The organism is Roseateles sp. GW821-FHT02E12 (assembly GCF_059421665.1).
The window spans coordinates 762,165-775,449 of record NZ_JBWKVK010000001.1; the positions used below are offsets into that span (position 1 = coordinate 762,165).

14 protein-coding genes are annotated in these 13,285 nt (G+C 66.6%); 12 read left to right on the plus strand and 2 right to left on the minus strand.

The window, feature by feature from the left end:
- Nucleotides 1-162: 162 nt before the first annotated feature.
- The 8 genes from AC07V5_RS03555 (at nt 163) to AC07V5_RS03590 (ending at nt 6,380) form a co-directional block, all read left to right on the plus strand.
- Nucleotides 163-1,203 carry an ABC transporter substrate-binding protein gene (locus tag AC07V5_RS03555; RefSeq protein ID WP_495114200.1) on the plus strand — a complete coding sequence of 347 codons (1,041 nt, stop codon included), beginning with the start codon at nt 163-165 and terminating at the stop codon, nt 1,201-1,203.
- On the plus strand, nt 1,200-1,778 hold the full coding sequence (locus tag AC07V5_RS03560; RefSeq protein ID WP_495114201.1) for an SCO family protein: 579 nt from the start codon (nt 1,200-1,202) through the stop codon (nt 1,776-1,778). The genes AC07V5_RS03555 and AC07V5_RS03560 overlap by 4 nt, the downstream gene beginning before the upstream one ends.
- On the plus strand, nt 1,775-2,203 hold the full coding sequence (locus AC07V5_RS03565) for a cupredoxin domain-containing protein (RefSeq protein WP_495114202.1): 429 nt from the start codon (nt 1,775-1,777) through the stop codon (nt 2,201-2,203). Before AC07V5_RS03560 ends, AC07V5_RS03565 begins: the two co-directional genes overlap by 4 nt.
- A complete protein-coding gene (locus tag AC07V5_RS03570; protein ID WP_495114203.1) occupies nt 2,200-2,961 on the plus strand; it encodes an ABC transporter permease in 762 nt (253 codons plus the stop codon). The genes AC07V5_RS03565 and AC07V5_RS03570 overlap by 4 nt, the downstream gene beginning before the upstream one ends.
- Nucleotides 2,951-3,727: an ABC transporter ATP-binding protein gene (locus AC07V5_RS03575; RefSeq protein WP_495114204.1), complete on the plus strand. Its 777-nt coding sequence runs from the start codon at nt 2,951-2,953 to the stop codon at nt 3,725-3,727. Before AC07V5_RS03570 ends, AC07V5_RS03575 begins: the two co-directional genes overlap by 11 nt.
- Nucleotides 3,728-4,119: 392 nt before the next feature.
- Nucleotides 4,120-4,902, plus strand: a complete 783-nt coding sequence (locus AC07V5_RS03580; RefSeq protein WP_495114205.1) for a TIGR04255 family protein — start codon at nt 4,120-4,122, stop codon at nt 4,900-4,902.
- Nucleotides 4,902-5,519 (plus strand): hypothetical protein, encoded by a 618-nt coding sequence (locus AC07V5_RS03585; protein WP_495114206.1) that lies wholly within the window; start codon nt 4,902-4,904, stop codon nt 5,517-5,519. The genes AC07V5_RS03580 and AC07V5_RS03585 overlap by 1 nt, the downstream gene beginning before the upstream one ends.
- Nucleotides 5,520-5,558: 39 nt before the next feature.
- Complete coding sequence (locus AC07V5_RS03590) at nt 5,559-6,380, plus strand: hypothetical protein (RefSeq protein WP_495114207.1); 822 nt, start codon at nt 5,559-5,561, stop codon at nt 6,378-6,380.
- A gap of 108 nt (nt 6,381-6,488) precedes the next feature.
- On the opposite strand, the gene AC07V5_RS03595 is transcribed toward AC07V5_RS03590, so the two are convergent.
- Nucleotides 6,489-6,932: an OsmC family protein gene (locus tag AC07V5_RS03595; protein ID WP_495114208.1), complete on the minus strand. Its 444-nt coding sequence runs from the start codon at nt 6,930-6,932 to the stop codon at nt 6,489-6,491.
- Nucleotides 6,933-7,106: 174 nt separating this feature from the next.
- On the opposite strand from AC07V5_RS03595, the gene AC07V5_RS03600 reads away from it, so the two are divergent.
- On the plus strand, nt 7,107-8,192 hold the full coding sequence (locus AC07V5_RS03600; RefSeq protein WP_495114209.1) for a hypothetical protein: 1,086 nt from the start codon (nt 7,107-7,109) through the stop codon (nt 8,190-8,192).
- A gap of 15 nt (nt 8,193-8,207) precedes the next feature.
- On the opposite strand, the gene AC07V5_RS03605 is transcribed toward AC07V5_RS03600, so the two are convergent.
- Nucleotides 8,208-8,846 (minus strand): helix-turn-helix transcriptional regulator, encoded by a 639-nt coding sequence (locus tag AC07V5_RS03605; RefSeq protein ID WP_495114210.1) that lies wholly within the window; start codon nt 8,844-8,846, stop codon nt 8,208-8,210.
- 221 nt (nt 8,847-9,067) lie between these two features.
- Here AC07V5_RS03605 and AC07V5_RS03610 point away from each other — a divergent pair, with 221 nt between their 5' ends.
- The 3 genes from AC07V5_RS03610 to AC07V5_RS03620 are packed head-to-tail and all read left to right on the plus strand — an operon-like array spanning nt 9,068 to nt 13,274.
- Nucleotides 9,068-9,745 (plus strand): response regulator, encoded by a 678-nt coding sequence (locus AC07V5_RS03610; protein ID WP_495114211.1) that lies wholly within the window; start codon nt 9,068-9,070, stop codon nt 9,743-9,745.
- On the plus strand, nt 9,742-11,535 hold the full coding sequence (locus tag AC07V5_RS03615; RefSeq protein WP_495114212.1) for an FAD-dependent oxidoreductase: 1,794 nt from the start codon (nt 9,742-9,744) through the stop codon (nt 11,533-11,535). Before AC07V5_RS03610 ends, AC07V5_RS03615 begins: the two co-directional genes overlap by 4 nt.
- A complete protein-coding gene (locus tag AC07V5_RS03620) occupies nt 11,532-13,274 on the plus strand; it encodes a hybrid sensor histidine kinase/response regulator (protein WP_495114213.1) in 1,743 nt (580 codons plus the stop codon). Before AC07V5_RS03615 ends, AC07V5_RS03620 begins: the two co-directional genes overlap by 4 nt.
- The last annotated feature ends 11 nt before the right edge of the window (nt 13,275-13,285 follow it).

Genomic DNA, 13,285 nt, shown 5'->3' on the forward strand with positions numbered 1-13,285 from the left:
TCGCCTCCAGTGCGAGTCCATGCCGAACGACGGAACGCCGGCTTGTGCCGGCGTTTTTCATCCGAGGCCCGGAACTGCTCAGGACATGTAGGTACATAGGCACAATTCGGCGTGCACGGATAGACAGCCCATCCGCAGCAGGCACAGTGGCTGACCCACGTCATGACTTCCGAACCTCTTGAATCCTCGTCGGCCGGCTTTGACCGCCGGCAACTGCTGCGTGGCGCACTGGCGTCCACGCTGCCGGTGCTCGGCCTTCCCGTGGCCGCCGCGCCCGACCCGCTCATCGTCGGCGGCCTGCCGGTCACCTGCAATCTGACGCTGCCCATCGCCTGCACGGCGCGCATGGCCTCCAACAAGGCATCGGGCAGCAAGGCGTTCGAGTTCGAGTACAGCAAGTACAACGGCTGGCCCGAGATCAAGGAATCGTTGATGACGGGCCGCATCCAGGCGGCCTACATGCTGGCGCCGCTGGTCATGGACCTGGCGGACAAGAAGATCCCCGTCAAGATCGTCTCGCTGGGCCATCGCTCGGGCGCCGTCATCATGGTGAGCACCGATTCGCCCCACAAGAAGTTCAAGGACCTGACGGGCAAGCGCATCGCCATCCCGAGCCGCTTCGCGGTGGACTTCCTGTTCCTGCGCAAGATGCTGGCCCAGGAAGGCATGACACCCAAGGACATCAAGATCGTCGAGATGCCGCCGCCCGACATGCCGGCGGCCCTGTTCGCCAAGGCCGTGGACGCCTATTGCACCGGCGAGCCCTTCGGTGCCTCGGCCCAGCGCGCCGGCTACGCCAGGCCGCTGCGCATGACGCGCGACGAGTGGCGCAACTACATCTGCTGCGTGCTGACCGTGCGCGAGGAGCTGATCAAGGACAACCGCCCCTTGGTGCAGAACCTCGTCGACCACGTGCAGGGCGCCGGCAACTGGCTGGATCTGCAGGCCGCCAACCGCGAAAAGGCCATCCAGATCGCGGCCGGCCGCAAGTTCTTCAACCAGGACCCCAACATCCTGCGCTTCGTGATGGAGAACCCGACGGACCGCGTGACCTACGGCGACCTGCGCATGATCCGCGCCGAGTTCGACGAGCTGATGCAGCTGTCCATCGAGGCCGGCACGCTCAAGACCCCGGTGGCCTACGAGAAGTACGTCGACGAGAGCTTCGTGAAGGCCGCCAAGGCGGCGCCCATTCCGATATGAAGCGCCGCGCCCTTTTGCTCGCCACCCTGCCGTTGTCCGCCCTAGCGGCGACCGCGCAGCGCCTGAAGGCCGGCGTCTTCGAGCCTGCCCAGCCCGCGCCCGAGTTCGCCCTCAAGGGCAGCGACGGCGCCGAGCTGAAGCTCGCTCGCTTCAAGGGCAAGCTGGTGTTGCTGGTGTTCGGCTTCACGAACTGCCCCGAGGTCTGCCCGACGACGCTGGCCACGCTCGCCCAGGCGCGCAAATCTTTGGGCGCTGACGCAGCCGATGTGCAGGTCGTCTACGTGACGGTGGACCCGGAGCGCGACGACATTGCGCGCATCCGCCAGTACCTCGCGGCCTTCGACATCAGCTTCATCGGCGGCACCGAGGCGCCCGCCACGCTGGCCGCGATGCGCAAGCGCTACGGCGTCGTGGCCGAGAAGATCGCGCCCAAGCAGGGCAACGCCTACGGCATGAATCACTCCACGTCGGTCTGGATGATCGACCGCGCCGGCAAGCTGCGGGCCATGATGCCCTACGGCCATGAGGCCAAGGACTTCGTGCACGACCTCAAGTTGCTGCTGGCCGCGAAGTGAGCAGGAGCTGGCTCTGGATCCTGCCGGTCATCGTGCTGGCACCGCTGGCCTGGGCCGCGCTGGCTCCGATCGAACTGGCTTCCCGCGACGAACTCTTCGAGATCCCGCCCGGCACCTATGCCCGCCGCATGGCCGGTGACAAGGTCGAGATCTTGCCGGACCGCATCGACCTGACGCTGGGCCTGAACGACGTGCTGCTGCTGCGCAACCACGACGAGGTACCGCAGCAGTTCGGGCCCGTACTCATCATGCCGGGGCAGAGTTTTCGCCTGCCCTTCGAGGTCGCGTCGAGCTACAGCTTCGCGTGCAGCGCGCATGCCAGCGGGCAGATGAGCATCGTCGTCGCGCCGACACCCGAGCGCGGTTGGCAGACGCTGCAGTGGCGCTTGCAAAAGTGGAAGAAACGTTGGAAGGAAAGTCGGTGAATCTGCGCCTGAGTCGCATCCTGCCGCCGCTGGCGGTCATTGCCTTGCTCATCGCCGCCTGGTGGGGCATCGTTGTCTACACCCAGAGCCCCATCTTCCCCACGCCCTGGGCCGTCGTCACCGGCACGCTGGAGCTGGCCGAGGACGGCACGCTGTGGGAGCACATCACGTCGTCGCTGTTCCGCGTCGGCATCGGCTTCGGCTTGGCCATGCTGGTGGGCATCCCGCTGGGGCTGTGGATGGGCTGGGTGGGTGGCGCCTACCGCACCTTCAACCCGATCTTCCAGATGCTGCGGCCCATCTCGCCGATCGCGTGGATCCCGCTGGCCATCCTGTGGTTTGGCGTCGGCGACGTGTCACCCATCTTCCTGATCTTCATCTCCTCGGTGTTCCCGCTCATCGTGCAGACGACCTCGGGCGTGCACACCATTGACCGCCGCTACCTGCGCGCCGCCACCAACTTCGGCGTGTCGCGCTCGGTGATGTTCCGCCGCGTCGTCATCCCGGCCGTGCTGCCGGAAATCATCATCGGCATGCGCATCGGCATCGGCGTGGCCTGGCTGGTCGTCGTGGCCGCCGAGATGATCGCGCTGCGCTCGGGCCTGGGCTATCTCATCATGGACTCGCGCAACGCCGGCAACCGCTACGACCTCGTCATCGCCAGCATGATCCTGATCGGCGTCATCGGCCTGCTGCTGGACGGCTTCACCCGTCTGCTGGAAAAACTCAAGACCGTGCGGTGGCGCTATGTCCGATAACAAGATGCCCAAGATCGCCGTCCGCGGCCTCACCAAGAGCTTCAAGGCCGCCAAGGGCGGTAACCTGCCCGTCATCCAGGGCGTGGATTTCGAGGTCGCCGAAGGCGAGTTCGTCGCCATCGTCGGCCCGTCGGGCTGCGGCAAGTCGACGCTGATGAACATCCTCGCCGGCTTCGAGAAGCCCGATGGCGGCAGCCTGCTCATCGGCGGACAGCCCCATCCCGGCCCCAGCCCGCAGGGCATCGTCATCTCGCAGTACGGCTCGGTCTTCCCCTGGCTGACCGTGCAGCAGAACCTGATGTTCGGCCTGACCGGCCAGGAGCATGGCGTCGACACCGAGCGCGTCAAGCTGGCCGACCACTACGCGGCCATGGTGGGCCTCAAGGGCTTCGAGGGTGCCTACCCGCACGAGCTGTCGGGCGGCATGCTCAAGCGCGTGGAGCTGGCGCGGGCCTTCATCGTCAAGCCCGAAATCCTGTACCTCGACGAGCCCTTCTCGGCGCTGGATGCGCTGATGAACCTGCGCATGCGCAATGAGCTTCTGCGTATCCTGGCCGAAGAGAAGCACACCGTGCTGCTCATCACCCACGACGTCGACGAGGCCCTCTACATGGCCGACCGCATTTTGGTGTTGTCACCGCGGCCGACGCGCATCCAGGCCCGCTTCGAGCTGGACATGCCGCATCCACGGCGCTTGATCAGCCCGGAGATGGATCAGCTCCGTGAGGCCATCCTGAAGGAACTGGGTCTGGAGATGCCCGCCTAGTCGAGCGAGACGTTGTAGCGCTGCTCAACCCGGCCTCGCGCGCTCAGCGAGGCTGTTGTGCACGCCGCATGCAAGGCGGAAGAGGACGCTGAGGTCGGCAGCTTCTGATTGATTTCAAATTGGCTAGATGTAGGGGCCGGTTAAGCCGTTCTTGCCCTCAAGGACGTTTTGGGTGCGGCGCATCTCTGCGGGCTTTTGTTTCTGCGCTAGAGCTTTAACCAAGGCCGGAATGCTGCTGGGCTCCATCGCAGCCGCAGTGTTCGACGCTTGCTGACAGCAAGCGCGGTCGAAAGCCCGACGAAGCTATGTAAATCCGGTCGTTTTCTCCAGAGGCATAAGCAAGTTGCGCTATATTGTCAACCGAACTGTAAACCGCCGTCACGGGAGTAGCGATGGGCACGCCACTGAAAAATCCGCCGGTGTACTTAACCCTTGCCCAGGTTCGATTCAATCCGCTGCTCAAGTTGCAGGAGTTCGTCCCGGCAATCCAGGAGCAGATGCGAAAGGACGGATTTCCGGACTTCAGCACCCAAACATCCTTCGTCCTGCAGTTCAGCCTCGACGGCAAGTCGGCGCCGACACCCATACCACGTGAGCGTTTCACGTTTGGGTCGGTGGACCGCAGGCACGCGTTCGTCCTGGACCAAGACTCGCTAACTCTGCAATCGACCCGTTACGGCCAGTTCGAAGAATTCTGCAAGAACTTCATCCAAGGCTTGGGTGTGGTGCATGACGCCGTCCAGCTGTCATTCGTTGAGCGAGTGGGGCTTCGCTACCTGGACCGCGTTGTCCCGCTCGCTGATGACACCCTGGAGGCATATCTCCAGCCGGAAGTTCTTGGACTCAGCGCGCGCCTCAAAGGCAAGGCGATTCAGTCGTACTCGGAGACGCTCTCTCAGGTCGACAACATCGTGCTGCGGTCTCGAGTAGTGATTCAAGAAGGACCGTTGTCATTTCCTCCCGACCTATCACCTGGTGAGATGACATTCGACACGAGCCCCGTGGTGACCTTCTCTGGACGGCACGCTATCCTCGACAATGATGGCGCCATAACGGAACGGTCGGAGTTCAATCTGGACGTCGTTGCGAAACAGTTGGACGCTATCCACGTGGTCATCGGAGACTCATTTCGAGCCTCAGCGACCGAACACGCTTTCGCAGTTTGGAACCAATGATGCCGAGCGCTGCTGACGCGTACGCCAACTTCTATCAAGCAGTCCCTGCCCACCATCTCCGGGTGATGGTGGAAGAGCGTCCGCCTGTTCAGTTCCTGATTGGCGACGTAGGCACTGGCGGCTTGGCCAGCGAATCGTTCTACCGTCTGCGCAACGGCTACCAGCCGTTCGCCATCGAAGAGCGCGTGGAGGAGCCTTCAGCCGGCCCATGGGCGGACAAGATGGCCGAGGTCAAGTTGGGATTCGGCCGCACGATGAGCCGCCTTCCCGAGGTCTTCGGCGTGTCGCGCCAGACCCTGTACAACTGGCTCGCCGGCGAGACACCCAAGGAAGTTCACCAGCATCGCCTGCGGCAACTCGCTGCAGCAGCGGCCGTGTTCACCGAGCAGAGCTTCAAGCCAACCTCGGCGATGCTCGACAAGACAGTATCTGGCGGGAAGTCGCTTCTCGCGCACGTGCGCGATGGTGCCGACGGGGCCGAGGCTGCGCGCAAGCTCATCCGCATGGAAAAGCGCACCGCCGAGTCCCGCGGCAAGCTCGATACCCTGCTCGCCGGTCGCATCGGGCGACCGCAAGTCGGAGAAATGGGAACGCCGGCATTCCGCGAGGACGCCTGACCATCAATGCCGCAGGCTGCCCCCGAGTGGACGCGCGATATGCCATGGCGCCAAGGCCATGCGTTGCCGTCGGCGGCCGCCGCGGCGTTCGGTCTGGCGCATTACTCCTATCCTGAAGACACGTTGGTAATCGTCGTCAGCCATGACTGCGACGTAGCAAACGCCAATCTGGAGGTCGAACCGGATGTTGAAGTCATCGTAGGTCGCTCGATACCGAAGCCTGACGGCAACTATGCCTGGGGAAAGACGCCCAAGACGCTGCACCTCGCAGTGGCGTGTGACGGTGCCCAGGCGTTCGTTGAACTCCAGGGGCGTCGCAAGCTCACCCTCCCAAAGTCAGAGTTAGCTGCCTGGGCGCCGAGGGAGAACTTTGCCCTCGACCCCACGGGGTTGGCAGTGCTTCGGAGCTGGCTGAGCTCTCGCTACAACCGAGCGGCGTTTCCTGACACCTTCAACAAGCGTCTGGAAACAACGGGCTTCGATAAGCGCCTCGCCAAGATTCTTGCAGCTCACGGCGAGCTCATCTCGTTCGTCTACTTCGACCTGGCTGGGCTCGATCAACAAGAGCTGCCCGAAGGTATGCCCTACGAGCTGACCATCGTGCTGGTCTACCCACCGGGCGATGAACCGCTCGACACGGAAGACGCGATCGATGAGGTCGTCGAAAAGGTCCACAAGGCGGCACAGGACCGCTTGTTCGACAAGGACGGTCTGCCCTCCGAACTAGTGACCTTTAAGAGCTGCTTCGCACTGTCGGAGCAGGAAATCACCGTAAGCCAGGCGCGGCTGCTGATGCACTGGCGGCTTGAACACGTGACGCTGAAGTCAGAGGACGACGATCTGGGGCCGGTGCCGCTGTGATACGGGTCATCTCAACGCGATAGGTGGATGCAGCGACGTTGCGCGTCGACCTAGCGTGAGGGAGGCAGCTGAGGGTGTCAGAGAGTCCGTAACTCTTCGAGAACGGCGCTACTCCTTGAGCACGGCGCCCGTGCTGTCCAGCACCCGCAGCGTCACCGGAACAGCCGGCGCCACGCTCTGCGTGACGGTGCAGAAGTCCTCGAAGGTGTCGAGCACGCGCTGGATATGGCCCAGCTCGGCGGCCGGCTTGCCCAGGTGCAGGTCCACGGCCAAGCCCTGAACCCGGCTACGGCCGCGCTCGTTCTTGCCCACGGTGGCCTTCACCTCGGTGCGCAGCGGCGAGGGGTCGTCCTTGTATTTCTGGCAGGCAAACCACAGCGAGGCGCTGAGGCAGTTGCCCACGGCCGAGGCCAGCAGCTCGACAGGGTCGGGGCCGAGGCCGGTGCCGAAGGGCACGGGCTCGTCGGACAGCAGCACCGGGATGTCCGGCGCGTAACGGTGTTCGAACTGGTAGCCCTGCCTCTGGGTCAGGGTGACGCTGGGGTTGTCCATTGAAGCCTCCTGGGTCGGCGACGAGAGCCGGTAGCTGAGTTCCGAAGTAGAGGGCAATGTATCGAACGGGTCCTCGAGAGTCGCGACATGCAAATAATCCCCTGGGCTGCGCTACCTCCGCGTGGACCCGATAGGCTAAAACCGCGCCACCTCCGCAGCCCGCCAGCCTCGCGCATGCTCAAGCTCAAGCTCGATTTCGAAGTCACCCTCCCCGCCGTCAGCGGCGCCTTCGACCAGGGCGTGGGCACCAGCCACATCCTGCCCTTCAAGGACGGGCGCGCCATCGTCTTCGGCTGGGGCAGCAAATCGGGCCAGACGGTGCCCTTCCCCCACGGCTACTGGCTGGCCGAGCTCACGCGCGAAGGCGCCACCACCCGCGTGCTGCCCGAGCCCCTGACGCACGGCGGCGAAGGCCTGCTCGTGCCCCCGCAGCCCGGCGTGTTCCTGCAGGCCTTCCAGCTCGGCGAACGCTTCGGCATCCTGCTCACGCCCGAGGCCCTGCTGCTGTTCGACGGCATCCACGCAGAACCCCGGCGCATCGCCATCAGCGGCCACTTCTCGGGCCTCGGCGAACTGGCCCACAGCAGCCACGCCGCCGACAGCCACTACGAGGTCGTGCATTGCGGCTTTGGCGATGGCCAGCGCATCCCCGTCGTGCTCGCCTCGCCCACCGGCCGCGGCGCCGGCCGGCACCTCGCGCTGCTGGAGATCGACGCTGAGGCCGGGAGCGCCCGCTGGCTGCACACCCAGCCCGACGGCAGCCCGCGCATGCTGGCCGGGGCCGACTACGCCGGCTTCGATGCCAAACCTGGCGCGACCGCCAGCTTGTCTCAGATCGATCAGCAAAGCGCCGCGCCCCTGATCTACGACTGCGCCTGGACGGGCCAGGACTACCTCGTCTACGCCGCCGGCTACAGCAAGAACTACAACCGCTTCGGCATGCCGCTCAGCGTGCTGACGCGCAACTTCGTGGACCTCGGCGTGCTCGCACCCGTCTTCCATGCCGGCGAGCCCAGCCATGGCGACATCGCCGCCTCGCTGGACCGTCTCATCGTCAGCCCCCTGCACAAGAACGGCCCGCGCAAGGGCAAGCAGACCGTCGTCACGTTGGCCGACGGCCAGGAGCACCCCGTCACGCCGCCGCGCGGCTACGCCGGCCACCAGGTGCTGGCCTGCAACGCCGGTCACTACTGGCTGGCACCCATGCCCAGGGGCTACAACCGGGCGCCATTTGCGCTGCAGGTGTGCAAGGAGGCTTGACGGCTGCCCTGGCGCTCAGCCTGCCGAGCCGTCCATGGGCGTGCACCGTATGGGCGGCAACTGGGCCATCTCCCGCAGCAGCGCATAGAGGTTGTCGGTGCCCGTCTTTCCCCGCAGGCTGGCGATATGCGAACGCACGGTCGCCAGTGACACGCTGCGGCGTTCGGCAATGTCGCGCGGCGAGCAACCGGCGGCGATCTCTTCCAGCACCCCCTGTTCGGCGGCGGTCAGCCCGCGTGCGACGCCGTACCAATAGGACGACAGCCTCTCGCAGACGGAGCGCTTGCCCAGCACCAGCAGTACCTCGGTGCCACCACCCGCCAACTCGGCGAGCGGGATCACCGCAACCGTGAAGCGCCCACCGGCGACGCCGGCTTCGACCAGGCGGCGGATGCCGCGGCTTGCGGCCGCGCGGATCGCGCTGCGCAGCGGCTCGCATTCAGGATGCACCGCCGGCCACGATTCACGCGCCGCGTGATTGGCGTGCAGCAGGCGCCCCGAGTCGTCGACGCAGGCGATGCCGTAGTCGATGTGATCGAGAACATGCTCGAGCAACCGGGCAGGCAGGGCCGTCACGCCGCTGCGCACGGCCGGCATCGGCATGCGGCCGGCGACGATCTGACCAACTCTTGCTGTTTCAAAATCAATTTCCATGTTTTGCTCCCTGGTACACGACACCGCGCACCGCTGTGCCGCGTTGCCGATCGCAGGGTCGTCGACCGAGCGGGCAGGCAGCTCCTGAGGCGCCGAAGAAGTCTGCGAGCGGCGGCGCCGTTGCGCCATTGCACCGATGGCCGACGCGATAGGCCTAGGCCCGCGGTTTAGGTGGGCAGCCGCCGGCCTGGGTGCTGTAATTCGATGAAAACGGGAGGCATATGAGAGTGTTGGTCGTCGATGATCACGAAGTCGTCTGGAGCGGCATCCGGTCCCCGTTGGAGTACGCCGCTGCCCAGGTGAATTGCGAACGGCCGCTCATCGAGTGCCGCCGCTCGGTCGAGACCGCGCTGACGATCACGGACCGCGCCTTCGACCTGATCCTGCTGGACTACCACCTGCCCGGCCTGTCCGGCCTGGCTGCGCTGGCACAGATGCGCGAATCGTTCGAAGGTTCCACCATCGTCTTCTTCTCGGGCGACACGGACGCCCGCCGCGTACGCGAGGCCATCAGTCACGGCGCCGCCGGCTACATCCCCAAGAGCACCACCGAACGGGAGACCCGCGAGGCACTGGCACAGGTGCTGACCACGGGAGTCTTCCTGCCGCCCCTGCTGGAGTTCGAAGTCATCCCGGACGCCTCCCCCGAGTCCTGCCTGCCGCACGACGCGATCGAGGACTTCCTGCGTGCCGAGTTCTCGCCGCGGCAGCGCGAGGTCTTCACGCGGGCGCTGCGCGGCAAGCCCAACAAGGTCATCGCCCGCGAGCTGGGCATTGCCGAGGGCACGGTCAAGGTGCACCTGGCGATGGCGTTCCGCGCGCTGGGCGTGCGCAACCGCACCGAGGCGATGTACCGCGTGATGATGGCCAATGCGCAGGGAGCGCTGGCGCCGCTATGAGCGAGCCGGGCAACGCCGCCGCGCAATTGCCGCCGCTCGATGTCGACGTGGCGGTCGTCGGCTCGGGTGCGGCAGGCCTGTCAGCCGCGCTGACGGCGGCGGCGCTGGGCCTGAAGGTGGCGGTGTTCGAGAAGGACGGGCAGCTGGGTGGCACGTCGGCCTGGTGCAGCGGCTGGATGTGGATCCCGGGCAGCGGCGCCATGCCCGCGGAGGGCAGCGACCCCTGCAAGCATGGCGACACCGATGATTCCGGCGACCCCCGCGAAGCGTTGGATTACCTGCGGGTCGAACTCGGCCCCGCCGTGTTCGCCGCCCAGCAGGTGAAGGTGGCGGCCTTCTTGCACAGCGGCCCGCGGATGCTGCAGTTCTTCCGCTCCCGGTTCCCGGGCACGATGGAGTTCGAGAAGGACGTCGACACGCCGGACTTCCACGCCAGCCCGGGCCAGCACCTGGGCGGGCGCATGGTGCGCGTGCCCGCGTTCGACGGGCGGCACCTGGGCAGCAGCATCGAGCGCCTGCGGCACCCGCTGCCCGAGTTCACCTTCCTCGGCATGGCGATCGAGGCGGGCGCCGACCTGAGCGCATTCCTGGCCTCATCCCGTTTCTGGTGCTCGCTGCGCGGACTGCGCGGGCTGGGCCGCGTGATCCGGCGTTCGCTGGGCTACGTCTACGACCTGATCACGCGCGGCCGCGGCATGCGGCTCGTCAACGGCAACGCACTGGTCGCCCGGATGATGGCGTGCACGAAGGAATTGGGCGGCGACCGAGTGAACCTGTACACCGACCATGCCGTCGTGAAGCTGAGCCGAGGCGCGTCGGGCGTGGACGGCCTGACGGTGCGCACGCCCGCCGGCACCCGCGAGGTGAAGGCGACCCGGGCCGTGGTGCTGGCGTGCGGCGGCTTCCCGCACGACATGCAACGCATCCACGAACTGTTTCCCCAAGAGTTGGCCTACAGCGGGCACCGCTCGGCGGCACCCGAGCAGAACACCGGCGACGGCCTGCGGCTGGGCGAGTGCGTGGGTGGCCGGGTCGCCCCGACGTTCGCCCCGGCCGCATCCGCGGCTTTCGTGCCGGTGTCCGTGCGGCGGCGCCGGGACGGCAGCCTGGCGACCTATCCGCACTTCGTGGAACGCTCCAGGCCGGGCGTGATCGCCGTGCAGCGCGATGGCCGCCGGTTCGGCGACGAGGCCGTGGGCTATGACGATTTCGTGCAGGACTGGCTCGTCAATTCGCCGCCGGGCGAGAGCCCGCAGGCGTGGCTGGTTTGCGGCTGGTGGTCGCTGGTGCGCTTCGGGCTGGGCATGGTGAAGCCGTTCAGCCTGCTGCCGCTGGGCTCGCTGTCCAGCGGCTACCTGAAGGCCGGCTGGACGATAGAAGGCCTGGCCCGGCACTGCGGGATGCCCATGACCGCATTGCGCGAGCAGGTCGAGCGCAACAACGCAGGAGCCCCGGCAAGCGACCCGCAGTTCGGGCGGGGCGAGACGGCCTACGACCGCTCGCAGGGTGATCCGCTGACGCGGCCCAACCCCTGCGTCGGGCGGATGAGGGCGCCGTTTTTCGCGGTGAGGTTGCAGGCGGGCAGCCTGGGCACGCTGGCGGGGCTGCACACCGACGAGCACGCCCGCGTGCTGGACGCCTCGGGCCAGCCCATCCCCGGGCTGTACGCCTGCGGCAACGACATGGCGGCCGTGATGGGCGGCAAGTACCCCACCAACGGCGTGACGCTCGCGAGCGCCATGATCTTCGGGCACCGCGCCGGCTGTCACGTCGCGGGTGGCTGCCCATGACCCGCCCCGTGGACGATGCGCAAGACCTCAACGAGGCGCTCACGCTGCGCTGCTTCGGGATCATGGTGGCGCAGGTGCACACGGTGCGCTGGCCGTTCGTGGTGATCAGCAGCGTGATGGCCGCCGTGGCCACGCGCGCAGTGCCGCTGCCCATCGTGGCGGGATGGCTGGCGGTGGTGCTGGTGGTGTTTGCGTTGCGCAATGCCTGGCTGTCGCGGCAGGTTGCCGACATGAGCGTGCCCGCCGCGCGCAAGGTGCACGGGGCGCTGGTGTCCAACCTGGTGCTGGGCGCAGGCTACGGGGTGTCCGCCTTGTTCATGCTGGTGCTGGACCAGACCGCCTCCGCCGTGCTCACCACCATCGCCGTGTCGTCGGCGGCCGGTGCGGTGGCCATCAGCGGCACGCTGCCGCGCGTCTACCTCGCGTACACGCTGGGCATCATGGTTCCTTTCGCCGCGGTCTGGGCCTTCAGCGGCACGCTGCTGGGCGTCGCGCTGGCCGTGCTGATGGGCATGTTCGTTTCGCTGCAGTACCGTTTCACGCACAAGGTCAGCGAGACCTTCAACGAGTCGTTCCTGATCCGGCGCGAGAACGAAGCCCTCGTCGAACAGCTGACGGTCGCCCGCGACCGGGCGCACGCCGCGAGCGTCGCGAAGACGCGCTTCCTGGCGGCGGCGAGCCACGACCTGCGCCAGCCGATGCATGCGCTGTCGATGCAAAGCGGCGCATTGCTGCGCAACCCCCGCGCAGAAGACACGCCCGCCATCGCCAGTGCCATTGCGGAAGCCATTTCGGACGTCAACGCCCTGCTCAATTCACTGCTGGACATCTCCAAGCTGGATGCCGGCACGCTGCTGGCCGACCGGCGGCCCATCCACCTGTCGCGGATGCTGGAGTCGCTCGGGCGGTCGTTCCGGGCCTCGGTCGAATCGCGCGGCCTGCGCTTCGAGCTGGACGTCGTGCCCGAGCAGATCGCCCTGACCGATCCGATCCTGCTGGAGCGTGTGCTGCGCAACCTCGTGGACAACGCCATCAAGTTCACGCCGCGCGGCAGGGTGCGGCTGGCCATGGTGCGCTTGCCGGATCACTTCGAGCTGTCCGTGAGCGACACCGGGGTGGGCATACCGGCGGACGCTCAAGGCAAGGTCTTCGACGAGTTCTACCAGATCGATCGGCACGCGCAGGGGCATACGCAGGGCCTGGGGCTCGGGCTGTCGATCGTGAGCCGGCTGTCCGAGCTGCTGGGAATGTCCGTGGTGCTCGAGTCGACACCCGACGTCGGAACGACCGTCACGTTGCGCATCCCGCGCAGCGAGGAGGATCACCAGCCGACCGTACCCGCTGCGGATACCAGCCAGGAAATGAGCCTGAAGGGCCTGCGCGTGCTGGTGCTGGACGACGAACAGAAGATCTGCAACGCCGAGGCCGAGCTGCTGCGGGGGTGGGACTGCGAAGTGGCAACCGCGCTGACGACGGCGCAGGCACGCGCCACGGCGAAAGCCTTCGAGCCTAACGTCGTGCTGGCGGACTACCGCCTGGGCAACGCCGACAACGGCATCGCAGCCGTTGCGCAGCTTCGCGAAGACCACCCGGGGCTGCTGGCGCTGCTGATCAGTGGCGACACCGGGCCCGACCGGCTGCGCGAGGCGCACGACAGCGGGTTGCGGTTGCTGCACAAGCCGGTGCCCCCCGAACAGCTCAGGCGAGCCCTGGCGGAACTCGTCGCGCGCACCGATTGAACGGCCACGGT